Source organism: Zobellella endophytica (assembly GCF_003012775.1).
GTDB lineage: Bacteria > Pseudomonadota > Gammaproteobacteria > Enterobacterales > Aeromonadaceae > Oceanimonas > Oceanimonas endophytica.
Genome location: NZ_PXYG01000001.1, coordinates 586,691 through 611,867, shown reverse-complemented (window position 1 = coordinate 611,867; position 25,177 = coordinate 586,691). Strand labels below are relative to the sequence as shown.

22 protein-coding genes are annotated in these 25,177 nt (G+C 64.4%); 8 read left to right on the top strand and 14 right to left on the bottom strand.

Annotated elements, in window-relative coordinates:
• Positions 1-36: 36 nt before the first annotated feature.
• Positions 37-2,772, bottom strand: a complete 2,736-nt coding sequence (locus C7H85_RS02710; RefSeq protein WP_146140402.1) for a hybrid sensor histidine kinase/response regulator — start codon at positions 2,770-2,772, stop codon at positions 37-39.
• 71 nt (positions 2,773-2,843) lie between these two features.
• Here C7H85_RS02710 and C7H85_RS02705 point away from each other — a divergent pair, with 71 nt between their 5' ends.
• On the top strand, positions 2,844-4,211 hold the full coding sequence (locus C7H85_RS02705) for an SLC13 family permease (protein WP_106728164.1): 1,368 nt from the start codon (positions 2,844-2,846) through the stop codon (positions 4,209-4,211).
• 69 nt (positions 4,212-4,280) lie between these two features.
• Here the strand turns inward: C7H85_RS02705 and C7H85_RS02700 are convergent, their stop codons facing one another.
• The gene (locus C7H85_RS02700) at positions 4,281-4,487 is read right to left on the bottom strand and encodes a DUF1127 domain-containing protein (protein ID WP_106728163.1); all 207 of its coding nucleotides are present in this window, start codon (positions 4,485-4,487) and stop codon (positions 4,281-4,283) included.
• Positions 4,488-5,062: 575 nt separating this feature from the next.
• Between C7H85_RS02700 and C7H85_RS02695 the strand changes: the two genes are divergently transcribed.
• Both C7H85_RS02695 and C7H85_RS02690 read left to right on the top strand, forming a co-directional pair.
• On the top strand, positions 5,063-6,541 hold the full coding sequence (locus C7H85_RS02695) for a sodium-dependent transporter (protein ID WP_106728162.1): 1,479 nt from the start codon (positions 5,063-5,065) through the stop codon (positions 6,539-6,541).
• The gene (locus tag C7H85_RS02690) at positions 6,538-6,633 is read left to right on the top strand and encodes a MetS family NSS transporter small subunit (protein ID WP_106728161.1); all 96 of its coding nucleotides are present in this window, start codon (positions 6,538-6,540) and stop codon (positions 6,631-6,633) included. Before C7H85_RS02695 ends, C7H85_RS02690 begins: the two co-directional genes overlap by 4 nt.
• A gap of 73 nt (positions 6,634-6,706) precedes the next feature.
• Here C7H85_RS02690 and C7H85_RS02685 read toward each other — a convergent pair whose 3' ends face one another.
• The gene (locus tag C7H85_RS02685; protein ID WP_245879540.1) at positions 6,707-7,219 is read right to left on the bottom strand and encodes an ATP-dependent zinc protease family protein; all 513 of its coding nucleotides are present in this window, start codon (positions 7,217-7,219) and stop codon (positions 6,707-6,709) included.
• Between the two features lie 155 nt (positions 7,220-7,374).
• Between C7H85_RS02685 and C7H85_RS02680 the strand changes: the two genes are divergently transcribed.
• Together C7H85_RS02680 and lpxM are read left to right on the top strand one after the other, a co-directional pair.
• Positions 7,375-8,151 (top strand): DUF3025 domain-containing protein, encoded by a 777-nt coding sequence (locus tag C7H85_RS02680; RefSeq protein WP_245879539.1) that lies wholly within the window; start codon positions 7,375-7,377, stop codon positions 8,149-8,151.
• Between the two features lie 55 nt (positions 8,152-8,206).
• Positions 8,207-9,175, top strand: a complete 969-nt coding sequence (lpxM, locus tag C7H85_RS02675) for a lauroyl-Kdo(2)-lipid IV(A) myristoyltransferase (RefSeq protein ID WP_106728160.1) — start codon at positions 8,207-8,209, stop codon at positions 9,173-9,175.
• Positions 9,176-9,326: 151 nt separating this feature from the next.
• On the opposite strand, the gene C7H85_RS02670 is transcribed toward lpxM, so the two are convergent.
• From C7H85_RS02670 to C7H85_RS02660, 3 genes are all read right to left on the bottom strand, one after another.
• Positions 9,327-10,118: a sulfite exporter TauE/SafE family protein gene (locus tag C7H85_RS02670; protein WP_106728159.1), complete on the bottom strand. Its 792-nt coding sequence runs from the start codon at positions 10,116-10,118 to the stop codon at positions 9,327-9,329.
• A 71-nt stretch (positions 10,119-10,189) separates the two neighbouring features.
• Positions 10,190-11,059: a flagellar protein MotY gene (locus C7H85_RS02665; protein WP_106728158.1), complete on the bottom strand. Its 870-nt coding sequence runs from the start codon at positions 11,057-11,059 to the stop codon at positions 10,190-10,192.
• Between the two features lie 54 nt (positions 11,060-11,113).
• A complete protein-coding gene (locus C7H85_RS02660; RefSeq protein WP_106728157.1) occupies positions 11,114-12,130 on the bottom strand; it encodes an adenosine deaminase in 1,017 nt (338 codons plus the stop codon).
• 144 nt (positions 12,131-12,274) lie between these two features.
• On the opposite strand from C7H85_RS02660, the gene mtgA reads away from it, so the two are divergent.
• The 3 genes from mtgA to C7H85_RS02645 all read left to right on the top strand — a co-directional run bounded on the left by mtgA (position 12,275) and on the right by C7H85_RS02645 (position 15,393).
• On the top strand, positions 12,275-12,943 hold the full coding sequence (gene mtgA / locus C7H85_RS02655) for a monofunctional biosynthetic peptidoglycan transglycosylase (protein WP_106728156.1): 669 nt from the start codon (positions 12,275-12,277) through the stop codon (positions 12,941-12,943).
• Positions 12,944-13,040: 97 nt separating this feature from the next.
• Positions 13,041-13,793, top strand: coding sequence for an HAD-IIA family hydrolase (locus C7H85_RS02650; RefSeq protein WP_106728155.1), 753 nt, complete (start codon positions 13,041-13,043; stop codon positions 13,791-13,793).
• 28 nt (positions 13,794-13,821) lie between these two features.
• Positions 13,822-15,393: a cation:proton antiporter family protein gene (locus C7H85_RS02645; RefSeq protein ID WP_106728154.1), complete on the top strand. Its 1,572-nt coding sequence runs from the start codon at positions 13,822-13,824 to the stop codon at positions 15,391-15,393.
• Positions 15,394-15,402: 9 nt separating this feature from the next.
• On the opposite strand, the gene C7H85_RS02640 is transcribed toward C7H85_RS02645, so the two are convergent.
• The 8 genes from C7H85_RS02640 to C7H85_RS02605 all read right to left on the bottom strand — a co-directional run bounded on the left by C7H85_RS02640 (position 15,403) and on the right by C7H85_RS02605 (position 25,087).
• Positions 15,403-16,344 carry an AEC family transporter gene (locus C7H85_RS02640; protein ID WP_106728153.1) on the bottom strand — a complete coding sequence of 314 codons (942 nt, stop codon included), beginning with the start codon at positions 16,342-16,344 and terminating at the stop codon, positions 15,403-15,405.
• 269 nt (positions 16,345-16,613) lie between these two features.
• Positions 16,614-18,185, bottom strand: a complete 1,572-nt coding sequence (locus tag C7H85_RS02635; protein WP_106728152.1) for an aldehyde dehydrogenase (NADP(+)) — start codon at positions 18,183-18,185, stop codon at positions 16,614-16,616.
• 71 nt (positions 18,186-18,256) lie between these two features.
• A complete protein-coding gene (locus C7H85_RS02630) occupies positions 18,257-19,006 on the bottom strand; it encodes a FadR/GntR family transcriptional regulator (RefSeq protein WP_106728151.1) in 750 nt (249 codons plus the stop codon).
• A 50-nt stretch (positions 19,007-19,056) separates the two neighbouring features.
• On the bottom strand, positions 19,057-20,382 hold the full coding sequence (locus tag C7H85_RS02625; RefSeq protein ID WP_106728150.1) for an enolase C-terminal domain-like protein: 1,326 nt from the start codon (positions 20,380-20,382) through the stop codon (positions 19,057-19,059).
• Positions 20,383-20,449: 67 nt separating this feature from the next.
• The gene (gene kdgD / locus C7H85_RS02620) at positions 20,450-21,361 is read right to left on the bottom strand and encodes a 5-dehydro-4-deoxyglucarate dehydratase (protein ID WP_106728149.1); all 912 of its coding nucleotides are present in this window, start codon (positions 21,359-21,361) and stop codon (positions 20,450-20,452) included.
• 179 nt (positions 21,362-21,540) lie between these two features.
• Positions 21,541-23,085, bottom strand: coding sequence for a galactarate dehydratase (garD, locus tag C7H85_RS02615; protein ID WP_106728148.1), 1,545 nt, complete (start codon positions 23,083-23,085; stop codon positions 21,541-21,543).
• Positions 23,086-23,092: 7 nt separating this feature from the next.
• The gene (locus C7H85_RS02610; protein WP_106728147.1) at positions 23,093-24,625 is read right to left on the bottom strand and encodes a tripartite tricarboxylate transporter permease; all 1,533 of its coding nucleotides are present in this window, start codon (positions 24,623-24,625) and stop codon (positions 23,093-23,095) included.
• Positions 24,626-24,643: 18 nt separating this feature from the next.
• Positions 24,644-25,087: a tripartite tricarboxylate transporter TctB family protein gene (locus tag C7H85_RS02605; RefSeq protein WP_106728146.1), complete on the bottom strand. Its 444-nt coding sequence runs from the start codon at positions 25,085-25,087 to the stop codon at positions 24,644-24,646.
• Between the last annotated feature and the right edge of the window lie 90 nt (positions 25,088-25,177).

Here is a 25,177-nt window from a genome sequence, read left to right as displayed (position 1 = left end):
AAGATATTGTGTGATAAATATCACAAAAGAGGAAAATCATCGCGAGTCCAGGGCCAGCTCCGCCATGGCCTGCTGCCGGGTTTTTTCGAACACCCGGCTCAGCTCATCCAGCAGGGGCGCCGCCGGCCGCTGATGCCGGGACAGGGGGTCGAGCAGTTGCCGGGCCTTGCCGGCCAGCCGCTCGGCGCCGATGCTCTCGGCCAGCTCCACCAGCCGGCGTGCGATAAAGCCGGCCTCCTGCCAGTTGGGCCCTGCCAGGGCCGCCTGCAACAGCCAGAGTTCATCCTGATGCTCACCGATGAACTGGCGCAGGGCCTGTTGCCAGGCCGCCTCCGTCTGTCGGGCCAGGGCCGCCTGCCGATCCAGCATTGAGGGGGAGCCCGCCGGCTCCGCCTCGCCGCCGGCCGGGGCCAGCACCTTGTCGGTCACCACCTGCAGCAAGGCCTGGTAGAGATCGCGGCGGTTCACCGGCTTGGTGACATAACCGTTCATGCCCGCCCGCAGGCTGGTTTCCCGATCGCCGCGCATGGCGCTGGCGGTCAGCGCGATAATGGGCACATCGTGGTGTGCCCGGAGCTTGCGGATCTGCCGGGTGGCCTCCAGCCCGTCCAGAATGGGCATCTGCAAGTCCATCAGGATGGCATCGAAGGCGCGCCGGGCCGCCTGCTCCACCGCCTGGCGGCCGTTGTCGGCCAGGGTCACGCTCACCTCCACCTTCTTGAGAAACTCGATGATCAGCTGCTGGTTGACCCTGTTGTCCTCGGCCAGCAGGATCTGCCGCCCGGCCAGCCGGCTGCGGTAATAGTCGGTGTCCTCCCGCACCGGCGCCGCCGCGTCCCTCATACCCTGGCCCGCGCCGTTGAGCACCAGGGCCAGGCAATCGAGCAGGCTGCTTTGGGTCACCGGCTTGGACAGGTAATGGGTGAGCCCCAGGGCCCGCATCTGGGACGAGGGCCGCTCCCGTCCGAAGGCGCTGATGATCACGATGTCCAGCCCCCGCAGATGGGGCTGCTGTACCAGGTAGCGTGCCAGCTCCAGGCCATTGTCCCGGCCCAGGCAGCAGTCGATCAGCGCCAGCCGCAGCTCGGCCCCCCGCTTGAGCACGATATCACGGGCACTTTCCAGATCCGCGGCGGCATAGACCACGAAACCGGCCTGGCGCAGCAGGCGGCTCATCACCTCCACCACCAGGGCGTTGTCATCCACCAGCAGCACCTTCTGCCCCGGCACGAAGGCGGGCGACGGCACCTCACTGGTCATCTCCGCGGTCCGGCGCAGCGGCAGGCTGACGGTAAAGGTAGAACCCCGTCCCGGCAGGCTCTGTACCGCTATCTGGCCCCGCATCAGCTGCACCAGGTGGCGGGTGATATTGAGCCCCAGGCCGCTGCCACCGTACTTGCGGGTGGTGCTGGCGTCGAGCTGGGTGAAAGACTGGAACAGCTTGTCAAGCTGTTCCGGCATGATGCCGATACCGGTGTCGCGAACCTCGAAGCACAGCCGGGGCGAAGCCGGCTCGCCACCCACCGAGACCGACAGCACCACCTCCCCCCGCTCGGTGAACTTGACCGCGTTGTTGACCAGGTTGACCAGCACCTGGCCCAGGCGCAGCGGATCGCCGCGGATAAAATCCGGCACCTCCGGCGCCTTGTTGATGATCACCTCCAGCTGCTTCTGCTCCGACATGTCGGCGAACAGGCCGGAGAGCCGCTCCAGTTGCTGGTTGAGATCGAAGTCGATGTCTTCCAGCTCGAGCTTGCCGGCCTCGACCTTGGTCAGATCCAGGATGTCGTTGATCAGCAGCAGCAGGTTGTCGGAAGAGCTTTTGATCTTTTTCAGGTATTCGGCCTGCTGCAGGTCCAGCGGGGTCTGCTGCATCAGCGAGGCGAAGCCGATGATGGCGTTCATGGGGGTGCGGATTTCATGGCTCATATTGGCCAGAAAGTCGGTCTTGGCCCGGGCCAGGGCAAAGGACGACTCGCTGGCCTGGCGCAGTTGTCGGTTGCGGTAATACAGCAGCAGCAGACCGAGGCTGAACAGCAGCAGCAATGACAGCACCAGGGTCAGCAGCAGCTCGTCGCGGCGGTTTTCCGCGTCTTGCTGCCGGCGCGTTTTCCAGCGTACCAGCTCGGCGATGTCCTCATAGGCCAGCTGCCGGCGCAGGTTCACCATGGTGGCCAGGCTGTCCCGGTAGAGCCGGTGGGCATAGAGCACCTCGTCCAGGCGGGGATCGGCGGCCAGCATCAGCCGATCCGCCTCCTCCTCCAGCTCGGCCACGAATTGCGGGCTGGGTGCATAGAGATAGAGGCGACTCAGCTGCAGCAGGCGGCCAAGCGAGGTTTCCGCCGCCGGGTTGTTCAGTGCCAGCACGCTGTCGGCAAAGGCCCGCAGGGTGTAGCGGCTGCGGATGTCCGCCTCCTGCAGCGCCCGCAGCTGCTGCTGGTAGCCGTTCAGCTCCTCGATCACCCGGACAAGGTCCGCCCGGCCCTCCGCCCGCGGCTCGAGAAAAGCCACGAAGCGCGACAACATCAGCGCCAGGGATTTCACCTCCTCGTCGAGCAGGGTGCCACCTTCGATGTCCAGCAGCATCACCCTGTGGTGCAGATGATGCAGCGCTTCGAGTACCGGCTCGGCCCGCTGCAGCAACGCACGGCTGTCCTGATACTGGCGATAGGAAAGGCCGCCGACCCCCAGCAGGGCGATCAGGGCCGGCAGGCACAACAGGACGCCCAGCACGGGCAGTCGGAAAATACGCGGTTTTACAGATATCGTCATCTGTTGCATCCATCACTTGGTATATACTACTAACAACTCTATACAAAACAATAACATAACGAGAAACAAACATGCCTGATAATATTCCGCAGCAAAGTGTCAACAGCAAGGGCAAATGGGGCATCCTGCTGGCCGATGTGGTGCTGTTGCTGGTGCTGCTCACCACGCTGCCCTTTGAGCCCGATGTCAACAAGGGGCTGAGCCTGCTTACCTTTATTGCCGTGCTCTGGCTGACCGAGGCCGTGCATATTACCATTACCGCCTTGCTGGTGCCGCTGCTGGCCACCTTGCTCGGCATTCTCGACACCGGCGCCGCGCTGAGCAACTTTTCCAACTCCATCATCTTCCTGTTCCTCGGCGGTTTCGCCCTCGCCGCCGCCCTGCACAGCCAGGGACTGGACCGGCTGATCGCCAGCCGTATCCTGCGGCTGGCCAGGGGCCGGCTCGGCGCCGCCGTCTACTTATTGTTTGCCACCGCCGCCTTTTTATCGATGTGGATCAGCAACACCGCCACCGCCGCCATGATGCTGCCGCTGGCCCTGGGGCTGCTGAGCTGCCTGGATGAACAACGGCACCGCAACACCTATGTGTTCGTGCTGCTGGGCGTGGCCTACAGCGCCAGCATCGGCGGCATCGCCACCCTGGTGGGCAGCCCGCCCAATGCCATTGCCGCGGCGGAGGTGGGCCTGAGCTTCAGTGAATGGATGGCGCTGGGCCTGCCGGTGACCCTGCTGTTGCTGCCGGTGGCCATCGCCGTGCTGTTCGTGCTGTTCCGCCCGCGGCTCGGCGAGCGGATCGAACTGGACCAGGAACACATCGGCTGGACCGGCAAGCGCAAAATCACCCTGGGCATCTTCGTGCTGACGGTCGCCTTGTGGATCTTCTCCACCCCGGTGTCGGCCGCCCTCGGCGGCCTGGCCGCCTTCGACACCCTGGTGGCGCTGCTGGCCATCATCCTGATCGGCATCAGCCGGGTAGCGCTGTGGAAAGACATTGAAAAACATACCGACTGGGGCGTGCTGCTGCTGTTCGGTGGCGGCCTGACCCTGAGCCACATCCTGCGCGAGACCGGTACCAGCCTGTTCCTGGCCAGCCACCTGGCCGAGCTGCTGGGCAACGCCAGTCCCTTCGTGATCCTGCTGGCGGTCACCGCCTTCGTGGTGTTCCTCACCGAACTGGCGTCCAATACCGCCAGCGCCGCCCTGCTGATCCCGGTGTTCGTGGCGGTGGCCGAGGGCCTGGGGCTGACGCCGGTGATGGTCGCCTCGGTGATCGCGGTGTCCGCCTCCTGCGCCTTCATGCTGCCGGTGGCCACCCCGCCCAACGCCATCGTGTTCGGCTCCGGCCTTATCCGGCAGCGGGACATGATGAAGGCCGGCTTCTTCCTGAACCTGGCGTGCATCGGCCTGCTGGCGGTGTATTTCTTTGTGCTGGGCTGAGCCGGCCGCCTTCAGATACAAAAAAGCCGCTGGTCACAGCGGCTTTTTTATCGGGCGCATCCTTGCTGATTATTGCTGCCAGAACGGCTTGCTGACTTCCTGGTAGCGGTCCGATTCATTCAGACCGATGTCTTTCAACAAATAAGCGGGCAACTCGGACAGTTGACGCCGGGTGCGACTGCGCTGCAGCCAGGTGCTCAGGGTGGAAAACGGGCCTGATACCGGCTGGCCGGCGGTGTCGATGGTATGGGTTTGCTGATAGCTGATGGGGTTCATGATGCGCCTCCTGATTGATTTCAGGCACAGCATACTGAGCACCTTGGCGCGTCTCAACCGACTTTTATTCGATTGTATTATTATATTTTCTAATCAATTACTTCCATAATGAACTACGCAACATACTGTTTTACCTTGATTTAACAATAACAAAACAATTCAAAATTGCCGATATTAAAATCAAAAATAGTTATCCTTGGCTGGCTATTCCGATCCAGCGAAATATTATGCAGATACCAATAAAATCTTCTTCATGATCAAGGGGAAGCGGGGGGTTGTGCTGCATAAATAGCAAACACCATGCAATCCGACCAAAGTGTGGCCTTGTTAACGGTTTTTATCAAATATCAATAAACACGGATACGCTGCCCAACGCCGCGCATCAAAAAATAAATTCCTGCCGTGGCACACAAACACCATTATTTCTACCGATAAATAAGACTTTACCACGCTATTATAAGGTCATCATTCGATCGGCAAGCAGATTGGTACGTTGATTTTGTCTCGCCGTCTCCCTACCCTGCGCCCCGCTTATCTATCCTTAAACAGCTGACGCTTCCCGATAAGGAGTCATTATGAAACGAGAACAATGGGGTTCTCGCACCGGTTTTATCCTGGCGGCGGTGGGTTCTGCCGTGGGCCTGGGTAACATCTGGCGCTTCCCTTACATGGCCTATGAGAACGGTGGCGGGGCTTTTTTCATCCCCTACCTGTTCGCCATGCTCACCGCCGGAATCCCCTTCATGATTCTGGAGTTTACCCTGGGTCACAAGTATCGCTCCGGGGCTCCCAAGACCCTGAGAACCCTCAACCGCCGTTTCGAATGGCTGGGCTGGTTCCAGGTGATGATCTCCGCCATTATCGCGTTCTACTACGTGGTGGTGATTGCCTGGGCCATGTCCTACACCTATTTCGCCCTGACCCAGTCCTGGGGTGACGACAGCAACGGCTTTTTCTTCGGCAACTTCCTCGGCCTGACCGGTGACAACTCGCCCTCCAGCCTGGGTAGCCTGCAGTGGCACCTGCTGCTGCCGCTGTGCCTGGCCTGGGCCGCCACCTACTTCGCCACCTTCCGCGGGGTGAAAGGCGGTATCGAGAAGATCAACAAGGTGCTGATGCCGCTGCTGTTCATCATGGTGCTGCTGCTGATCGCCCGCATCGTGTTCCTGCCCGGCGCCCTCGACGGCATCAACTGGATGTTCGCCCCCGATTTCAGCAAGATCTGGGACCTCAAGGTGTGGTCCGCCGCCTATGGCCAGATCTTCTTCACCCTGAGCGTGGGCTTCGCCATCATGCTGTCCTACGCCAGCTACCTGCCGGAAAAATCCGACATCAACAACAACGCCTTTATGACGGTGCTGATGAACTGCGGCTTCTCCATGCTGGCCGGCATCATGATCTTCGGCGCCCTGGGGTACATGGCCGCGGCCCAGGACAAGGCACTGACCGAGGTGGTCAGCTCCGGCGTGGGCTTGGCGTTCGTGACCCTGCCCACCGCCATCAACCTGCTGCCCGCACCAGGGGTCATGGGGCCGCTGTTCTTCCTGGCGCTGGTGTTCGCCGGGGTCAGCTCCCATATCTCCATCGCCGAGGCGGTGACCACCGGGCTGATGGACAAGCTGGGCTGGAGCCGCCCGAAAACCGCCACCGTCTTCTGCGGCGCGGGCTTCGTGGTGAGCCTGCTGTTCATCACCCAGGGCGGCCTGCTGCTGCTGGATCTGGTGGATTACTTTATCAACAACATCGCCCTGCTCGGCTCCTGCCTGCTGGAACTGCTGCTGGTGGGCTGGTTGTGCCGCCTGGACGACTACCGCGTACACGCCAACCGCCTCTCCGAGTTCACCATCGGCGGCTGGTGGCTGGTCTGCATCAAGTTCGTGTCGGTGGGGATACTGGCGGTGATCCTGTTCAACAACATCCTCGGCGCCTTCCGCGAGAACTACGGCGGCTACTCCAACAACGAGATCCTCTTCATGGGCTGGGGCATGATCGCCGTCATGCTGATCCTGGCTATTCTGATCAATACCACCAGCAAGCAGGAGGTCAGCGCATGACCACAGGTGCCATTATCATGATGTTGCTCGGTCTCGGCATTACCTGGGGCGGGGCCGCCCTGTGCATCCGCCGGGCGATGCGCGGACGCTGAAGGCCGGAAGCCGGAAGCCAAGCTTCTAGCTTCTAGCTTCTAGCTTCTAGCTTCCAGCTTCCAGCTTCTAAGCCTACTTCTCCCGCACCGGCTGGATATAGAGCCGGGAGGGGTCGATGAGTACCTCCTTGCCCATGAACTCGCGCCCCAGCAGCACCGGATAGATCATCCGGGTACGGTCCTTGAGGGTAAACTCCACTTCCTTGGCCATGCCGCCCAGTTGCACCGGCAGCAGGATCACCGGGCGGCGGTCCAGCTGTTTGCTGTTGGCCTGGCGAATACGCACATAACGGCTGAGCGGGGCTTCCAGCCGCTCCAGGTGATCCTTGTGATTGAAGCTGAAGCGGATCCAGCGCTGGCCGTCCTTGCGGAACTCCTCGATGTCGGTGGCGCTCATGGACGAGGTCTTGGCGCCGGAGTCGATACGCGCCTTGACGCTGTCGCCCAGCACCGGCAGCCACAGCCACTCCACCCGGCCCAGCAGCCATTTGTCTTCAATTTTCACACCCTCGTCACCCTGGCTCTGGGCGAAGACGGTCGGGGTCAGCAAACTCATCACAGTTACCAGTGCAAACAACCACTTCATCGGCACACTCCTCGGTGCGGCAGAATTTGACGGCGCTATGTTACCCAAGCCGATGAAGCTGGGAAATGGGGTAAAACAGGGAAATAACCATAATTATATCCTGATCTTGGCGCCGGCTCAGGGTATGCTTTGCCGTTTTCCGTAGGTGGACAGCAATGATGGACTGGGATCCCGAGGTAACCGGGCGCAACGCCATACTGGCGCAGCTCGACGGCCTGGTACCGCTGAACCGGCCGCGCTGGCCGACCACCGCCGAGCTGAACCGGGCCCTGGCCGGGGCACTGCCGGTGGCCTTTATCGACGACGACACCTTTGCCGGGCTCGGCTGCTGCTACGAGCAGGCGGTGGCCCGGGGCATGGTGCCCACCCGCGCCGCCAACTGGCACGACCTGTTCGGCGCCCTGATCTGGTACCTGTTCCCGCGCAGCAAGGCCCTGCTGAACCGGCAGCATATGGAAGACATCGCCCGAGCCGGGGCGAAGACCCGCACGCCCCGGCGTGATCGCATCACCCATTTCGACGAATGCGGCCTGCTGCTGGCGGTGCCCGAGCGGGCGGAAGCGGAGGCCCTGCTGCGCGAGCACGACTGGCAGGCGCTCTTTATCGGCAACCGGGCCCGCTGGAGCCGGGACTGGCGGCCCTTTATCTTCGGCCATGCCCTCTACGAACAGGCGCTGGCGCCCTTCGTCGGCCTGACCGGCAAGGCCATGGTGCTGGAGATGGCGCCCGCCTTCTTCGGCCTGCCGCCGGCGGCGCAGTACCGGCAGCTGGATGCGCGGCTGGCGGACCACCTCGCCCGGCAGGATCCGTTCCATGTTCCCCGTCCGCTGTTGCCGCTGCCGCTGCTCGGCATCCCCGGCTGGTGGCCGGCCAACGAGGACCCCGGCTTTTACCGCAACCGGGACTATTTCCGCCCCCGGCGCGACAGGTGATTTCGGCGGCATTTTTCCTTACACTTGGCGCCCTTGCAACAGAGAGGATGACCTTATGTCCGGGCATGATCCCGTCTACGATCTCGCGTTTAAGCCCCGCTACCTGCACCCCCGCTACTGGCCGACCTGGCTGGCCATCGCCCTGCTCTGGCTGCTGGCCTGGCTGCCGGCCCGGCTGCGCGACCGTGTTGCCGGCGCCCTGGCCCCCCTGCTGATCCGGCTCGCCAAAAAGCAGTGCTACATCGCCCGCACCAACATCCGGCTGTGTTTTCCCGAGCTGGGCGAGGCGGAGGTGGAGCGGATGCTGCGCCATTCCATTCGTGCCGGCCTGATGGGGTTCCTCGGCTACGGCGAGTGGACTGCCCGCGGCAAGCGCTACCTGCAGGGGCGGTTCGAGGTACGGGGGCAGGAGCACCTGGATGCCTGCCTGGCGGCGGGTGACAAGATCATCTTCATGATCCCCCACACCTGGGCCATCGACGCCGGCGGCCTCTACCTGACCTCCCTCGGCCTGCCCATGTGCACCATGATGCACAGCGCCAAGAACGAGGTGTTCGACTGGTTTATCAACCGCCAGCGGGCCCGTTTCGGCGGCATCGTCTACGAACGCGACGCCGGTATCAAGGCGGTGATCAAGACCATCAAGACCGGCAAGCATTTCTTCTATCTGCCGGATCAGGATCACGGCCGGGAAGCCAGCCTGTTCGTACCCTTCTTCGCCGAGCTCAAGGCCACCCTGCCGGCCCTGCCCAAGCTGGCCAGGCTCACCGGTGCCCGGGTGCTGCCGGTGCTGAGCGTGTACAACACCGAGCGGCACCGCTACGAGCTGATCATCCGCCCGCCCATGGCGCCCTACCCCACCGCCGATCTCACCGATGATACCCGGGCGATGAACGCGGAGATCGAGGCCCTGCTGACCGACTGGCCGGAGCAGTACATGTGGTTCCTGAAATACTTCCAGACCCAGGTCGACAGCGATGTGGGCCGCTATGAAGCCGGTATCCGCAAGGTAAGGAGACAGTAATGGCCTGGCTCGACTACCTGTTGCTGGTGGCCGCCGGCCTCTTGGTGTTGTGGCTGGTGGCCCGGACCGACGACTGGCTGATAGCGCGGGAAAAGGCGGAAAACAAGGATTAGGGATTGGAAACTGCACCAGTCCCCAATCGTATCCATCTTCAGCCCGGAAACAGCAGAAACTTGGCGCCCACCAGGATCAGGAAGCCGGCGAAGGCCCGCCGCAGTGCCCTGGCGGAGAGCTTGTGCGCCAGGATGGCCCCGACACGGGCGAAGGGCATGCTTGCCAGGCTGATGCCGATCATCGCCGGCAGGTACACATAGCCCCAGGCTTCGGCGGGCAGGCCCTGATGCCGCAGGCCGTGCACCACGTAGCTGAGCGCCCCCACCAGGGCGATGGGAAAACCGCACACCGCCGACACCGCCACCGCCCGCTGCATGGGAATGGAACACCAACTGAGGAAGGGCACCGTCAGCGAGCCGCCACCGATACCGAAGATGCCCGAGGCCCAGCCGATCACGCCCCCCACCGCCACCTGCACCGGCCTGCCCGGCAGGGTGGTGCCGCCCTTCGGCGTGAGGTGAAACAGCATCTGCGCCGCCATCAGCCAGGCGAACAGGCCGATCAGCATCTGCAGGTGCTGGCCCGACAGTTTGTCGGCGGTCATGCCGCCCAGCCAGGCGCCGGCGACGATGCCGAGCGACAGCAAGGCCGCCAGCCGCCAGTCGATAGCCTTGCGGCTCTGGTGGGCCTGAATGGCGCTCAGCGAGGTAAACATGATGGTGGCCAGCGAGGTGCCCACCGCCATGTGGGTCACCAGCTCGCCGCCGATGCCCTGCAGCTTGAAGCTGAAGATCAGCACCGGCACGATGATAAGGCCGCCGCCCACGCCAAACAGCCCGGCCAGGGTGCCGGCAAAAGCCCCCAGCATCAGATACATCAACCAGGTCATGCACTTGTTCCTAAAAAAGCAAAGGCCATAAGCTACCGAAGACGGCGGCAAAAGCCAATGGCCGGACGCACTCAGAGCCGGTCGCGGCCGAGGCTGATCACCACCCGCCGGTTGCTGTCCCGCCCTTCCGGGGTACTGTTGTCGGCGATCGGCCGGCGCTCGCCATGGCCTTCCAGGGAAATGGAGCTCGAAGGCAGCCCCAGCTCCACGAAACGGCCCTTGATGGCTTCGGCCCGCCGTTTGGACAACGCCTTGTTGTGGTATTCGGTGCCGAAGCTGTCGGTATAGGTATTGATCACCACCTCACCGATATCGGGGTCCGCCTTGACGTACTCGGCGATCATCGCCAGCCGCCGGCGGGAATGGGGGGTCAGCTCATCCGCGTTGTTCACGTAGTTGAGCACGCTGAAGGCGATGTCCTGGAAGCTGTAGGGCAGCAGGTTGTGCTGGCAGTCGAGGAAGGCGGCATAGCGGGCACGGAAGTTGACCGACGACAGCCCCACCCCCGTGGTCTGATCGTTGCGGTACCAGTCGTCGAAATAAAACACCGGCCAGCGCCCCTGGCTCAGCTCGTCCAGCATTACCCAGGCGGACTGCTGCTCCACCATGGCGTCGAACTGCTGGTAGAAGGTGACCCGGGTGAGATCCCGAGCGCCCCGCCCCGGCTGCCAGTAGGGCGACTCGCTCCTGAGCGAGGCCGACTGGGTACGCGGCTGGGCCCGCAGCGGGCTCAGCTCGAAGGTAAGGTTGAGGGTCTTGGCCGCGCGGCTGACGAAGGCGCCGGTGCCGAAGCCGGGAATGGGGTGCTCCAGGCGGCACTCCACCGCCGAATCCGACGTGAGCCGCCACAAGGATTGTTCAATGTCCGCCAGGTAGGTGCGGGGCTGGGACCAGGCCGCCGAACACAGCAGCCCCCCCGCCACCACAGTAATAATGCGCACGCCAGCTGTCTCCTGTTGACCGATACTGCTGTATCGGCCCGCGCCGGAATAGCTTTAGTGCTTTACGCCGAAGGCCTCGCCGTGGGCCCGGACGTCGCGCACCAGCACCGCCTTTTCCTCCGGCGACAGCCAGCAGGCTTCCACGCTGTTGAGCGCCATCTGCAGCAGCTCGCCGTCGGTGGCGCCCAGGCCATCCTGCAGCGCCTGGTAGTTGGCGTTCATGTAGCCGCCGAAATAGGCCGGATCGTCGGAGTTCACGGTGACGCAGAGCCCGGCGCGCAGCAGGGTGAGCATGGGGTGCCCGGCCATGGTGTCCACCACCTTCAGCTTGAGGTTGGACAGCGGGCACACGGTGAGCGGGATCCGCTCCCGGGCCAGCCGCTGCATCAGCTTGCCGTCCTGCACCGCCGCCACCCCGTGATCGATGCGCTCCACCTGCAGCAGGTCCAGCGCGTCGCGGATGTTGCGGGCCGGCCCCTCCTCGCCCGCGTGGGCCACCAGCCGGAATCCCTGCTCCCGGGCGGCGGCATACACACGGGCAAACTTGGCGGGCGGATTGCCTTTTTCCGAGGAATCGAGCCCGATCCCCGCCAGTTTGTGACGGAAGGGCTCGGCATGGTGCAGGATTTCAAAGGCCGCCTCCTCCGACAGGTGGCGCAGGAACGACATGATCAGCCGGCTGCTCATGCCCCACTGCTGCCTGGCCTGCTCCAGCGCCCGGTGAATGCCGCCCACCACCGCGGCCAGGGGCACGCCCCTGTCGGTGTGGGCCTGGGGATCGAAGAAGATCTCGGTGTGGCGCACCCGCTCGCCATGGGCCCGGCTCAGATAGGCCCAGGTCATGTCGAAAAAATCCTGTTCGGTCAGCAGCACCTGCATGCCCTGGTAGTACACGTCCAGGAACGACTGCAGATCCTGAAAGTCGTAGGCGGCCCGCAACGCGCTTTCATCCGCGTAATCGAGGGTGATACCATTGCGCCTGGCCAGGGCGAACACCATCTCCGGCTCGAGGGTGCCTTCGATGTGCAGATGCAGCTCTACCTTGGGTAATTCGTTGATAAATGCGGACATGGCGTACCTCCGTTTCTTGCCGGCCTGATTTAATGAAAACAAAAATTTAACCACAGCCGTCGTAAAAACATAACCTGCTGGTCAAAAAAATTGATATGTAGTGACCCGCTGTCGCGGCGGACCCGATAAACGGACTTTATATTGATGATACGTCTTATCAAGCGTTGTTTGCTCTGGCTGGCGGCCCTGCTGATCCTGGCCCCCCTGCTGCTCACCCTGGTCTACCGTTACCTGCCCGTGCCCGCCACGCCCCTGATGGTGATCCGCCTGTTCGAGGGCGAGGGGCTCTCCAAAGACTGGCAGCCCGCAGCGCGTATTGCCAACCATCTTAAGATGGCGGTGATCGCCGCCGAAGACAACAAGTTCTGCCGCCACCGGGGCTTCGACTGGCAGGCGTTCGGCGACGTGCTCAACGAGTTCCGCAGCGACGGCCGGCTGCGCGGCGGCAGTACCATTACCATGCAGACCGCCAAGAACCTCTACCTGTGGCCCGGCCGAAGCTACACCCGCAAGGCGCTGGAGGCGGTGTACACCCCCATGCTGGAGCTGATGCTGCCGAAGGAGCGCATCCTCACCCTCTACCTCAACATCGCCGAATTCGGCCCCGGCATCTACGGCGCCGAGGCGGCGGCCCGGGCCCATTTCAACACCTCGGCGGCCAACCTCAGCCGGCGGCAGGCGACGCTGCTGGCGGCGGTGCTGCCCAACCCGCGCCAGTACGATGCCGGCCGGCCCTCGGCCTACGTACAACGGCGGGCCGCCACCATCCAGGGCCGCATCAGCCAGCTCGGCCCCCTGCTGAGCTGCATCTGAATGTCATCAAAGCCGTACCCATTGTCATTAATCTGTCATATGCTGCCGTAACAGTGGGAACACCCGCCGGGAATGGCTCCGGCGAGAAGGAGAGCGAATGAATAAAAAAAACCTGATCTGTGACATCGACGGTGTCATCCTGCACAACAACGATCTGATCCCTGGCGCCGACGGCTTTATCAGGCGGGTGCTGGAGCAGGAAATGAACCTGCTGTTCCTCACCAATTACCCGGCACAAACCCCCAAGGATCTGCAAAACCGTTTCTACTCCGCCGGCATCATGGTGCCGGAAAGCTGCTTCTACACCTCGGCCATGGCCACCGCCGACTTTCTCAAGCGCCAGAGCGGCGAAAAGGCCTTCGTCATCGGCGAAGGGGCGCTGATCCACGAGCTGTACAAGGCCGGCTTCACCATCACCGACATCGACCCCGATTTCGTGGTGGTGGGCGAAACCCGCAACTACAACTGGAGCATGATCCAGATGGCCGCCAAGTTCGTGGCCGGCGGCGCTCGCTTCATCGCCACCAACCCGGACACCCACGGCCCGCACATGCACCCGGCCTGCGGCGCCCTCTGTGCCCCCATCGAACGGATGACCGGCAAGAAGCCCTTCTACGTGGGCAAGCCCAGCGCCTGGATAGTACGCGCCGCGCTCAACCACATGGACGCCCATTCGGAGAATACCCTGATCGTGGGCGACAACCTGCGCACCGACATCCTCGCCGGCTTCCAGGCCGGGCTGGAAACGGTGCTGGTGCTGACCGGGGTCAGCCAGGTGGCGGACATCGACAAGATGCCGTTCCGTCCCCAGCACGTGTATGCGTCCGTCGCCGAAATAGACCTGTTTTAACACAACAAAACAACAACAAGACGAGTTCATGGATCCTATCTTTATCGCCATCGCCTTCGGCTGCGGCCTGGCCGTGTACCTGCTCAGCCTCCCTCCCCTCATCGGTTTCCTGGCCGCGGGCTTCGTGCTCAACGCCATGGGCTATGAAAGCAACGCCACCCTCGACACCCTCGCCAGCCTGGGGGTGACCCTGCTGCTGTTCAGCATCGGCCTCAAGCTCGACATCAAGACCCTGCTGAAGAAGGAGGTGTGGGGCACGGCCACCGGGCACATAGTGCTGTCCACCCTGCTGTTCACCGGGGTGCTGCTGCTGGTGAAAGGGATAGGCTTCAGCCTGGCGATGGAACTCGAATGGCGCCAGGCCGTGCTGATGGGCTTCGCCCTGAGCTTTTCCAGCACGGTGTTCGCGGTCAAGGTGCTGGAAGAGCGCAGCGACATGAACACCTTCTACGGCCGCATCGCCATCGGCGTACTGGTGATGCAGGACCTGTTCGCGGTGGCCTTCCTCACCGCCTCCAGCGGCAAGATCCCCAGCCCCTGGGCGCTCGGCCTGCTGGTGGTGCTACCGCTGCTGCGGCCGCTGTTTTTCCGCATTCTGGAGCGGGCCGGCCACGGCGAGCTGCAGACCCTGTTCGCGGTGTTCCTGGCGCTGGTGGTGGGGGTGGGCGGTTTCGAGCTGGTCGGGCTCAAGGGCGACCTGGGGGCGCTGGTGATCGGCATGATGCTGGCGCCCCATTACAGCGCCTCGGCGCTGGCCAAGTCGTTCTTCAACATGAAAGAGCTGTTCCTGGTCGCCTTCTTCCTCAGTATCGGCCTGAACGGCATGCCCACCGCCGAGGCGCTGTGGATCGCCGGCATCCTGCTGCTGGCGCTGCCGGTGAAGAGCTTGCTCTACTACCTGCTGTACGACCGCTGCGGCCTGCGGGTGCGGACCTCGCTGCTGGCCACCTTCAGCCTGACCAACTATTCCGAGTTCGGTCTGATCGTCGCCGCCCTGGCCGCCAAGCAGGGCCTGCTCAGCAACGACTGGGTGATCGTCGCCTCCATCGCCCTGGCCATTTCCTTCGTGGTGTCGGCCCCGCTCAACAGCCATAACGAGAACATCTATCGCCGGCTGATCGGCCGCTTCCGGCCCGGGGAAAAACTGCGCCTGCATCCGGACGACATGCCGATCCAGCTGGGCGACGCCCGGGTGCTGATCATCGGCATGGGCCGCATCGGCCAGGGCGCCTACATGGAGCTGGAAGGCCGCTTCGACGGCAGGCTGCTCGGCATCGACAGCGACGAGAAGAAGGTGGGCCTGCTGCAGGGGCTGAACATCAACGCCATCAAGGGCGACGCCTCCGACTCGGACTTCTGGGACAAGACCAACATCGGCACCCAGCTGGAGTACATCTTCCTGGCCATGCCCAACCACGCCGGTAACCTCTACGCCCTGGAGCAGATCCGTCATACCGACTTCAGGGGCCGGGTGGCGGCCATCATCCGTTACCCGGAAGAAGGGGCCCAGCTGCGCGACATGGGCGCGGACGATATCTTCAATATCTTCGAGGAAGCGGGCAGCGGTTTCGCCCGCCACGTGATCGAGAGCCGCGGCTGAGCCGGGCGGTCAGATCAGCGCCAGAGCGCTCATCAGCACCAGCCCCGTCATGATGCTGGCCGCCGCCAGCAGGGTGGAGAGGGCGATGATGCCGGCGGCCAGCCGGCTATCACCGCCGGCCGCCTTGGCCATCACGTAACTCACCGCCGCCGTGGGGCTGGCCAGGAACAGGAACAGCATGCCGAGCTCCCGCCCCTCGAAACCCAGCACCCAGGCCAGGGTGGTGAACAGCAGCGGCGACACCCCCACCTTGATGACGCTGGCCCCCAGGGCCTGCGAGCCGGACTGGCGGAAGGCCGCCAGCGACAGGCTGCCGCCCACGCAGATCAGGGCGATCGGCAGGGTGATGCCGGCGAAGTAGTCGCCGGACACCAGCAGCCAGCGCGGCAGGGAGAGCCCGGCCAGGGATCCCAGCAGGCCCGCCGCCACCGCGATGATCAGCGGGTTGCGGACCAGATCCCGCAGCACCGTCCGGGGGGTGGTGCGGTAGCCGCCATAGACCGACAGCACCAAGGTCGAGAGCACGTTGAACACCACGATGATGAGCCCGGCCATGACCCCGCCCACCGACAGCCCGTAGTCGCCATAGAGCCCCGCCGCCAGCGCCAGGCTGACGATGCCGCAGTTGCCGCGAAAGGCCCCCTGCACGTACACGCCCCGCGCCGCCGCCGGCACCCGCTTCGCCGCCCAGGCCCAGGCGCCGGCGAAAGTCAGGCAGGTGGCCAGGCAGAAATAACCCACCAGCCAGGGCTGCAGCGCCGTGCTCAGATCCGCCTGCAGTATGCTCAGAAACAGCAGGGTCGGCATGGTGGCCTTGAAGGTAAGCATCGACGCCGTGCCGATAAAGGCATCGTCGATCAGGCGGATTTTTTTGAGCAGGGCACCCAGCAGCACCATGGTGAACACCGGCGCGGTCACCGCGAACACCTGGGCGAAGATCTCGTTATTCATCGAAGGGCTCCCGTACAATGGAAAACGCCCCTGGACGGGGCTAACAATACTCCAGGACTGTCCCGGACAGGCGCCACCCAAGCCAGGCAGGAGGACAAAGGGAGCCGCTCCGCCGACCGTCACATGCCATGGATGGCATGTGCGAGCGTACATGGATGTATTTACAGCGAGTCGGCGGAGCGGACCCTTTGGCCGACTTCACCGGCCATAACAAACTACGTAGTCAGCACACTAAAACGCCCCTGGACGGGGCGTTAGCGGTCGAAGACTCAGTAGCGGCCATCCAGCAGGCGCCGCAACCCGAGTGGGTTGTCGTCCTGCAGCTCCGCCGGCAGCAGCGCCGCCGGCAGATCCTGGTAGCACACCGGACGCAGGAAGCGGAAGATGGCGGCGCTGCCCACCGAGGTGGAGCGGCTGTCGGAGGTGGCCGGGAAGGGCCCGCCGTGCACCATGGCATGGCACACTTCCACCCCGGTGGGGTAGCCGTTGCACAGGATGCGGCCGGCCTTGCGCTCCAGCACCGGCAGCAGGGCACGGGCCGCCGCCACGTCGCCTTCGTCCAGCTGCAGGGTGGCGGTCAGCTGCCCTTCCAGCCGTTCGGCGATGCGGCCGAGCTCGGCCACCGACTTGCAGCGGATCACCAGCGAAGCCGAGCCGAACACCTCTTCATGCAGCGCCGTATCGGCCAGGAAGGCCTCGGCGCTGGTCACATAGAGCCCGGCCCGGCACTGGTTGGGGGCGCCGCCGCCCTGGCCCCGGGCCAGCTCGGTCACCCCCGGGTGGCCCGCGAGCCGCGCCACGCCCTGATCGTAGGCGTTATGGATGCCCGGGGTCAGCATGGTCTGGCCGGCGGCGTTGGCCAGCTCGGCGGCCGCCGTGGCCAGGAAGCGCTCCAGCGCCGGCCCTTCCACCGCGATCACCAGGCCCGGGTTGGTGCAGAACTGGCCGGCGCCCATGGTCAGGGAGCCGACGAAGCCCTTGGCGATGGCGTCGGCCCGGGCTTCCAGCGCCTGGGGCAGCAGGAATACCGGGTTGATGCTGCTCATCTCCGCGTAGACCGGGATCGGCTCGGGCCGGTTGGCGGCGATGTGCATCAGCGCGGTGCCGCCGCCGCGGGAGCCGGTAAAGCCCACCGCCTTGATGGCGGGATGGGCCACCAGCGCCGAGCCGACCAGGTTGCCGGAGCCGAACAGCAGCGAGAACACCCCTTCCGGCAGGCCGCACTCGGCCACCGCCCGCTGCACCGCCCGGCCCACCAGCTCGGAGGTACCGGGATGGGCGGAGTGGGCCTTGACCACCACAGGGCAGCCGGCAGCCAGGGCCGAGGCGGTGTCGCCGCCGGCCACGGAAAACGCCAGCGGGAAGTTGCTGGCGCCGAACACCGCCACCGGGCCCAGGGGAATGTGCCGTTGGCGCAGATCGGCGCGCGGCAGCGGCTGGCGCTCGGGCAGGGCCGGATCGAGGCGGGCATCGACGAAGTCGCCGGCACGCACCACGGCGGCGAACAGGCGCAGCTGGCCGACGGTGCGGCCCCGCTCCCCTTCCAGCCGTGGCCGCGGCAGGCCGGTCTCGGCCATGGTCCGCTCGATCAGGGCATCGCCCAGGGCCAGTATCTGGTTGGCGATGGCTTCCAGCAGCCGGGCGCGCTCTTCCAGCGGCCGGGCGCGGTAGTCGTCGAAGGCCTGGCCGGCCAGCTCGCAGGCCTGGCGCACCCGGGTGCCGTCGTCGCCGGCAAAACCGGGTTGCAACTGCGCTCCGCTGGCCGGGTTGATGGCGAACACCGGCGCGGTCGTGCCTGTTGCCGATTGGGCACCAATCAGCATCTCTCCTCGAATTTGCATGTTTTACCTCTGTCAGTCATGCGGATATCGGTTTCCCCAACCGGGAAGCGGCCATATCCGGCGGGCTGTATTCAGCCCGCTTTATATTGTTTGTACATCTGGTAGGAGCGGAACAGGTGCTGGTGCATGGCCGCCCTGGCGGCGGCGGCATCGCCGGCCTTGATGGCCTCGAAGATGTCGACATGCTCCTGCTCGACCCGCAGCAGGTATTTCCCCGCCGCGTCCTGATCGATGTTTTCCTTAAGGATTTTGGAACGAGGGATAATATTGTTGTTGTATTGCTCGTAAATGTTGAGGATCAGCGGATTCTTGCTGGCCGCGGCAATACTCAGGTGAAAGGCGAAATCTTCCTCCCGGGCCTGGCCATGCTCGCGGCGCGCCTGCTGGAAGGCCAGCAGGTGCTGCTCGATGTGGCGCAGATCCTCCTCGTCGCGCCGCAGTGCCGCCCACTCGGCGGCGGCAGGCTCCAGCGCCAGCCGCAGTTCCAGCACGTGCAGGATGTCTTCCACCGCGGTGGGGTTGATGGCACGGGCGTAGAAGGTGTCGGCCGGCGTGCTGCGCAGCACAGTGGTGCCGACGCCCCGCTTGGTTTCCACCAGGTTCAAGGATTTGAGCTGGGTGATGGCCTCGCGGATCACGGTGCGGCTGACGCCGAACATGTCGCACAGGTTGTTTTCGGTCGGCAGTTTCTGACCAACCTCAATCTTGCCCTGCGTGATCATCTTTTCCAGCTGGCCGGCCACGTTCTTGGCCAGGCTGCCGGATTGTTGCACCCGTTCGACCTGAAAGGGGGCCTGCGCATTAAGATCCAGATTGCTCATAAGCTGATGTCCGATAACATTTATTTCACCTGATTATCCCCGTCATTCCCTCAGCGGACAAGCGAGGGTTTTTTCGGGTCGAAACGCCAGCCCGGGATCAGGAACTGCATCGCCATGGCGTCGTCGCGCTGGCCCACGTCCAGGGTCTTGTACAGGGCGTTGGCCTGCTCCAGCTGCTGCCAGTCGAGCTCGATGCCGAGGCCCGGCTTGCGGGGCACCTTGATCTTGCCTTCGCGGATCAACAAGGGCTCCTTGGTAATGCGCTGGCCGTCCTGCCAGATCCAGTGGGTGTCGATGGCGGTGATCTCGCCCGGGCAGGCGGCGGCCACGTGGGTCATCATCGCCAGCGAAATATCGAAGTGGTTGTTGCTGTGCGAGCCCCAGGTCAGGCCCCACTCGTTACACAGCTCACCCACCGCCACCGCCCCCTGCATGGTCCAGAAATGGCAGTCCGCCAGCGGTATGTCGACCGAGTCCAGGCGCACCGCGTTGCGCAGCTGCTGCCAGTCGGTGGCGACCATGTTGGTGGCGGTCTTGAGGCCGGTGCGGCGCTTGAACTCCGACATGGTCTCGCGGCCGGACCAGGCGCCTTCCTGGCCGCAGGGGTCTTCGGCGTAGCTCAGCATGTGCTTGATCGGGGTCAGGTAGTCGATGGCCTGCTGCAGGGTCCAGGCACCGTTCGGGTCCAGCGTCAGCCGCGCTTCGGGGAAGGCCTCATACAGGGCCGCGATGCACTCCGCTTCCTGGCGGCCGTCCAGCACCCCGCCCTTGAGTTTGAAATCCTTGAAACCGTAGCGGTCGTAGGCCGCCTTGGCCAGCCTGGCCACCGCTTCCGGGGTCAGCGCCTCCTGGGTGCGCACCCGATCCCAGTCGTCTTGAGGGTTGTCGCAGCCCGGGTAAGGCAGGTCGGTCTTCTTGGGATCGCCCAGCAGGAACAGGTAGCCCAGGGCTTCCACTTCGTCCCGCTGTTTGCCGAACTGGCCCAGCAGATCCGCCACCGGCAGCTCCATGTTCTGGCCGGCCAGATCCAGCAGCGCCGATTCGATGGCGGTGATCACGTGCACCGCGATGCGCAGGTCGAAGGTCTGGTTGCCGCGCACGTCGTCGGCCTGGCCGGAGGTGGCCTGGCGCACCCGGCTGATGATGGCCTTGTAGTGGCCGACGCTCTGGCCTTCCACCAGCTCGCGGCACCGCTCCAGGGTATCCAGGATGCCCTGGGTGGCCGGCACCTCGCCCAGGCCGATGCGGCCGGCGTTGTCTTCCAGGACCACCACGCTGCGGATGAACCAGGGCGCATGGCCGCCGCTCAGGTTGAGCAGGAAGCCGTCGTAACCGGCTACCGGCACGACCGTCATTTTCTTAATGGTGCTGAACATCTGTTACTCCTTGATAAGGTTCCTTCCACCTTCCCCGCGCCCCACCGACACGGGGAAGGCCGGCCCATTAACGGTTGGCGTTGATAATGGCTTCCAGCGCCTTCTTGTCCTGGGCCGAGGGCATGGTCAGCGGCGCGCGCACGTCGCCGGCCGGGCGGCCGATAAGGTCCGCGCCCGCCTTGATCAGGCTGACCGCGTAGCCCTTCTTGGTGTCGCGCAGGCGGCAAAAGGGCACGAAGAAGTCCTTGATAATGCCGTTCACCGTGGCCTGGTCGCCGCCGCGCAGGGCCTTGTAGAAGCGGTTGGCCATTTCCGGCATGAAGTTGAACACGGCGGAGGAGTAGGTGTTCACCCCGATGGCCAGGTAGGCTTCGGCGAAGATCTCGGCGGTGGGCACGCCGCCGATGTACACCAGGCGGTCGCCGACGGTCTTGATGGTGTCGTTCAGGGCGGCGATGTTGCCCACGCCGTCCTTCAGGCCCACCAGGTTGGGGCAGGAGGCCGCCAGCCGCTTGACGCTTTCGGCGTCCAGGATGCCGTTGCCGCGGTTGTAGTAGATCACCTGCAGGGAAGTGCTGTCGATCACCGCCTTGGCGTAGTCGGCCACCCCTTCCGCCGGGCATTCGGTCAGGTAGGGCGGCATCAGCAGGATGCCGTCGACCCCGGCCGCTTCCGCCGCCTTGCAGAAGGCCTTGGCGTCGGGGATGCTGCGGCCGGCGCTGGCGATCACCGGCACCCGGCCGGCCACGGTCTCCACCGCGATGCGGCAGATGTCCTGGTATTCCTCGAAGGAGAGGGAGAAGAACTCGCCGGTGCCGCCGGCGATGAACACCGCGGACACGTCGTTGCCGACGAACCACTCGATGCGCTGGCGATAGCTCTCGGCATCGAAACGGCCTTCGGCGTCGAAGTCGGTGATGGGGAAGGACAGTAAGCCGTTACCCAGTGCTTGTCTGATTTGCTCTACAGAAAATGCCATCTTGCTGGTTCCTTGTTCGGTTGCCGGGCAGCCCCTCCCGGAGCCCTATCCCGTTGTTCCACGGATTCGGTTGTCGATATGGCGCCGCTGTCGCTTCGCCACATGTCATTCATCATACATCATACTTTTAATGGATCAAGCCAAATTAACGCTTTGTTAACCCGGCCTGAACCGGGAGCTCAGGTCACCGGCGCCGGGTTGAACAGCACCAGATCGTTGTGCAGGCCGAGGGCGTCCGCCGCCACCTGCCGGCGCCCGCTGGCCACCTCCAGGATCAGCTGGAACAGCTCCCAGCCCACCTGCTCGATGCTGGCCTCGCCGGTGGCGATGCGCCCCGCGTCCAGGTCGATGAGATCGTGCCAGCGCTGGGCCAGGGCACTGTTGGTGGCCACCTTGATCACCGGCGCCATGGCCAGCCCGTAGGGGGTGCCCCGGCCGGTGGTGAACACCTGCAGGTTCATGCCCGAGGCCAACTGCAGGGTGCCGCAGACGAAGTCGCTGGCCGGGGTGGCGGCAAAGGTCAGTCCCTTGCGGCGGATGCGCTCCCCCGGGCCCAGCACGTCGACGATGGAGCTGGAGCCGGACTTGACGATGGAGCCGAGCGCCTTCTCCACCACGTTGCTGAGCCCCCCCTTCTTGTTGCCCGGCGAGGGGTTGGCGCTGCGATCCGCCTGGCCCTGGTTGAGGTAGTCGTCGTACCACTGCATTTCCCGCAGCAGCGCGCGGCCGACGGCTTCGTCGGCGGCGCGCGGGGTCAGCAGGTGGATGGCGTCACGCACCTCGGTTACTTCCGAGAACATCACGCTGCCGCCGGCGCGCACGATGAGATCGGCGGCAAACCCCACCGCCGGGTTGGCGGTCACCCCGGAGAAGGCGTCGCTGCCGCCGCACTGCACCCCCACCACCAGCTCCGAGACCGGGCAGGTCTCGCGCCGCCGGCGGTTGAGCTTTTCCAGGTGCCGGCGGGCCATCGCCAGGATGCCCTCGACCATGTCGGCGAAGCCGTGCAGGGATTCGTCCTGCAGGCTGAGGATCGGCTCCCGCCCCTCCCCCACCTGGATGATCTGTCCTTGCGGCGGCGCGGGCAGCAGCCGGCCCGGCTGCAGCTTTTCGCAGCCCAGGCCGATCACCATCACCTCGCCGCCGAAGTTGGGGTTGCGCGCCAGGTTCTGCAGGGTGCGGATCGGTACTATCGCCGCCGGGGCGTTGATCGCCACCCCGCAGCCGTAGCTGTGGGTCAGCGCCACCACGTCGTCCACGTTGGGATAACGGGGCAGCAGCTCCTGCTTGATGCGCCGCACCACGTGATCGGTGATGCCGGCCACGCACTGCACGCTGGTGCTGATCGCCAGCACGTTCTTGGTGCCGACGCTGCCGTCCGGGTTGCGGTAGCCCTCGAAGGTGTAGCCCTCCAGCGGCGCCTGGGCCGGCGCGGCGCGGGTGGCCAGGGGCAGCTCGTCGAGCGCCGGCGCCCGGGGCAACCGCACCATGGTTTCGTTGATCCAGGCGCCGCGGGCGATGGGCTGCAGCGCCTGGCCGATGATTTCGCCGTAGCGGACGATGTCGCCCCCTTCGGGGATGTCCGCCAGGGCCACCTTGTGACCCTGGGGCACCGGCTCCCGCAGGCAGGTGCCGTCGTCGAGCCCGGTGCCGGCCTGGAGGCCGGCCGCCTCCACCACGATGGCGACGTTGTCGATGTCATTGACCTTGATGGTAAGTTGCATGGAAACCTCAGGATTCGGCTTGATGGGGACAGTGGGCGGCGGCTTCGACGGCCCGGGAGCGCTTGGCCTTCAACGCCATGAACACCGAGAAGGCGACGGAAGCCAGGATCAGCAGCCACAGCACCAGGGCGATGGGGCTCTTGGTGAAGAAGATGCTCAGGGTGCCGAAGGATTCCAGGCTCTTGACGAAGTAGATCTCCGCCGAGGAGCCGAGGATGAAGCCGATGATCAGCGGCGCCAGCTCGATGCCGATCTTCTGTGCCACGTAGCCGAAGATGCCGAAGATCAGCAGGGTCCAGACGTCGAACATGATGCCGTAGTTGATGGCATAGGCACCCACCACGCACATCATCACGATGATCGGGTAGAGGATGTGCTTGGGCACCAGCACCACCCGCGCCACGTACTTGATGGCGAAGAACATGATGGCGAACATCAGCAGGTTGGCGATCAGCAGGCCGAACATCATCACGTTCCAGGTGTCCAGGTTCTCGCCGATGAACAGCGGGCCGACCTGGATGCCCTGCAGGGTGAAGGCGCCGATCAGCACCGCCGTGGTGCTGTCGCCGGGGATGCCGAGCGACAGCAGCGGGATCAGGGCGCCGCCGGTCAGGCCGTTGTTGGCCGACTCGGAGGCCACCAGCCCCTCGGGCGCGCCCTTGCCCAGCTTCTCCGGCTCCTTGGAGAAGTTTTTCTCCTGGGTGTAGGCCAGCACCGAAGCGGCGCTGCCGCCCACCCCGGGCAGGATGCCGACGAAGGTGCCGATGGAGGACGAACGGATCAGGTTGCCGAGCTGGCCGCGGAACACCCGGAAGGAAAAGGGCTTGCCCTTGTTCAGCTCGATCTTGCTCTCGCCGGATTCCCGGCGCGCGCCCTTCTCCGCGTCCTCCAGGATGGAGGCCAGGCCGAACAGGCCGATCAGCACCGGCAGCAGGGAGAAGCCCTCTTCCAGGTAGGGCTCCATAAATTCGAACATCAGCCGCGGCTCGCCGTTGCCGCCGTCGGAGATGTCGTAGGTGCCGATCAGGCTGAGGAAGACCCCGAGCACGCCGCTGAAGATGCCCACCAGCATGTTCTTGGACAGGGAGGCGATCACCGTCAGGGCGAAGAAGATGATCAGGAACTTCTCGATATAGGAGAACTTGATGGCGAAGTCGGCCAGCACCGGGGCGAAAAAGTACAGCACCAGGGCGCTGAACAGGCCGCCGAACAGGGAGGCGACGATGCTGATCTTGAGCGCCCGCTCCCCCTCCCCCTTCTGGGCCATGGGGTAGCCGTCGAAGGTGGTGGTGATGGAGGACGGGGTGCCGGGAATGTTGATCAGGATGGCGGGCACCAGGCCGCCGGAAATGCCGCCCACGTAGAGCCCGAGCAGCAGCGCCAGGGCGTTTTCCAGCCCGAGCGAATAGGTCAGCGGCAGGCACACCGCCACCGCCATGGTGGCGGTCATGCCGGGAATGGCGCCGAAGATCACGCCGATCAGTACCCCGCAGGTGACCAGCACGTAGAACATGGGGGACAGGAGCGATAAAAAGTCCATCGGGTAAATCCTCGCTCGTTAAGGCAAAGAGATGTTGAACAGGTTGGCCAGGACGTACCAGGCCACGGAGGGGGCGATCAGCGCGTTGAGCGCGATGCCCGTCAGCTTGCGCTTGTCGAGGCCGTGCACATAGAGCAGCGACATCAGGAACATGAAGGGCATGGACACGAACAGGAAGCCGTAGCCCATGTTGGGAAACATCGACCCCACCCAGTCCATCAGCTGAAAGTAGGCCACCGTCAGGCCGATGGTGCCGAACAGGCGGAACTTGTCCGAGTGGGCATCGAAGAACGCCAGGGAGCGCTGCCCGGACCTGACCTCGGCCAGAAAGGCGCGGCCGTAGATCGCGACTATCATCACCAGCAGCACCAGCAGGGTGATGGCCACCAGGCGGGGGAAGAAGAGATGTGACTGCTCGAAGTCGATCGAGACCTCGAGCAGGGAAGAGAGTGAAGCTGCCATATCAACACCTATACCAACTATGCCGTTATATGGAGCGCCATATAACACCGAAAACAAGGCTGCCCCGCCGTGGGGCAGCCCCGGGTTGCC

Bases quoted from the DNA above. Each gene is read 5' to 3' on its own strand.
- C7H85_RS02710 (WP_146140402.1), bottom strand. From the start codon at position 2,772: ATGACGATATCTGTAAAACCGCGTATTTTCCGACTGCCCGTGCTGGGC.
- C7H85_RS02705 (WP_106728164.1), top strand. From the start codon at position 2,844: ATGCCTGATAATATTCCGCAGCAAAGTGTCAACAGCAAGGGCAAATGG.
- C7H85_RS02700 (WP_106728163.1), bottom strand. From the start codon at position 4,487: ATGAACCCCATCAGCTATCAGCAAACCCATACCATCGACACCGCCGGC.
- C7H85_RS02695 (WP_106728162.1), top strand. From the start codon at position 5,063: ATGAAACGAGAACAATGGGGTTCTCGCACCGGTTTTATCCTGGCGGCG.
- C7H85_RS02690 (WP_106728161.1), top strand. From the start codon at position 6,538: ATGACCACAGGTGCCATTATCATGATGTTGCTCGGTCTCGGCATTACC.
- C7H85_RS02685 (WP_245879540.1), bottom strand. From the start codon at position 7,219: ATGAAGTGGTTGTTTGCACTGGTAACTGTGATGAGTTTGCTGACCCCG.
- C7H85_RS02680 (WP_245879539.1), top strand. From the start codon at position 7,375: ATGATGGACTGGGATCCCGAGGTAACCGGGCGCAACGCCATACTGGCG.
- lpxM (WP_106728160.1), top strand. From the start codon at position 8,207: ATGTCCGGGCATGATCCCGTCTACGATCTCGCGTTTAAGCCCCGCTAC.
- C7H85_RS02670 (WP_106728159.1), bottom strand. From the start codon at position 10,118: ATGACCTGGTTGATGTATCTGATGCTGGGGGCTTTTGCCGGCACCCTG.
- C7H85_RS02660 (WP_106728157.1), bottom strand. From the start codon at position 12,130: ATGTCCGCATTTATCAACGAATTACCCAAGGTAGAGCTGCATCTGCAC.
- mtgA (WP_106728156.1), top strand. From the start codon at position 12,275: ATGATACGTCTTATCAAGCGTTGTTTGCTCTGGCTGGCGGCCCTGCTG.
- C7H85_RS02650 (WP_106728155.1), top strand. From the start codon at position 13,041: ATGAATAAAAAAAACCTGATCTGTGACATCGACGGTGTCATCCTGCAC.
- C7H85_RS02645 (WP_106728154.1), top strand. From the start codon at position 13,822: ATGGATCCTATCTTTATCGCCATCGCCTTCGGCTGCGGCCTGGCCGTG.
- C7H85_RS02640 (WP_106728153.1), bottom strand. From the start codon at position 16,344: ATGAATAACGAGATCTTCGCCCAGGTGTTCGCGGTGACCGCGCCGGTG.
- C7H85_RS02635 (WP_106728152.1), bottom strand. From the start codon at position 18,185: ATGCAAATTCGAGGAGAGATGCTGATTGGTGCCCAATCGGCAACAGGC.
- C7H85_RS02630 (WP_106728151.1), bottom strand. From the start codon at position 19,006: ATGAGCAATCTGGATCTTAATGCGCAGGCCCCCTTTCAGGTCGAACGG.
- C7H85_RS02625 (WP_106728150.1), bottom strand. From the start codon at position 20,382: ATGTTCAGCACCATTAAGAAAATGACGGTCGTGCCGGTAGCCGGTTAC.
- kdgD (WP_106728149.1), bottom strand. From the start codon at position 21,361: ATGGCATTTTCTGTAGAGCAAATCAGACAAGCACTGGGTAACGGCTTA.
- garD (WP_106728148.1), bottom strand. From the start codon at position 23,085: ATGCAACTTACCATCAAGGTCAATGACATCGACAACGTCGCCATCGTG.
- C7H85_RS02610 (WP_106728147.1), bottom strand. From the start codon at position 24,625: ATGGACTTTTTATCGCTCCTGTCCCCCATGTTCTACGTGCTGGTCACC.
- C7H85_RS02605 (WP_106728146.1), bottom strand. From the start codon at position 25,087: ATGGCAGCTTCACTCTCTTCCCTGCTCGAGGTCTCGATCGACTTCGAG.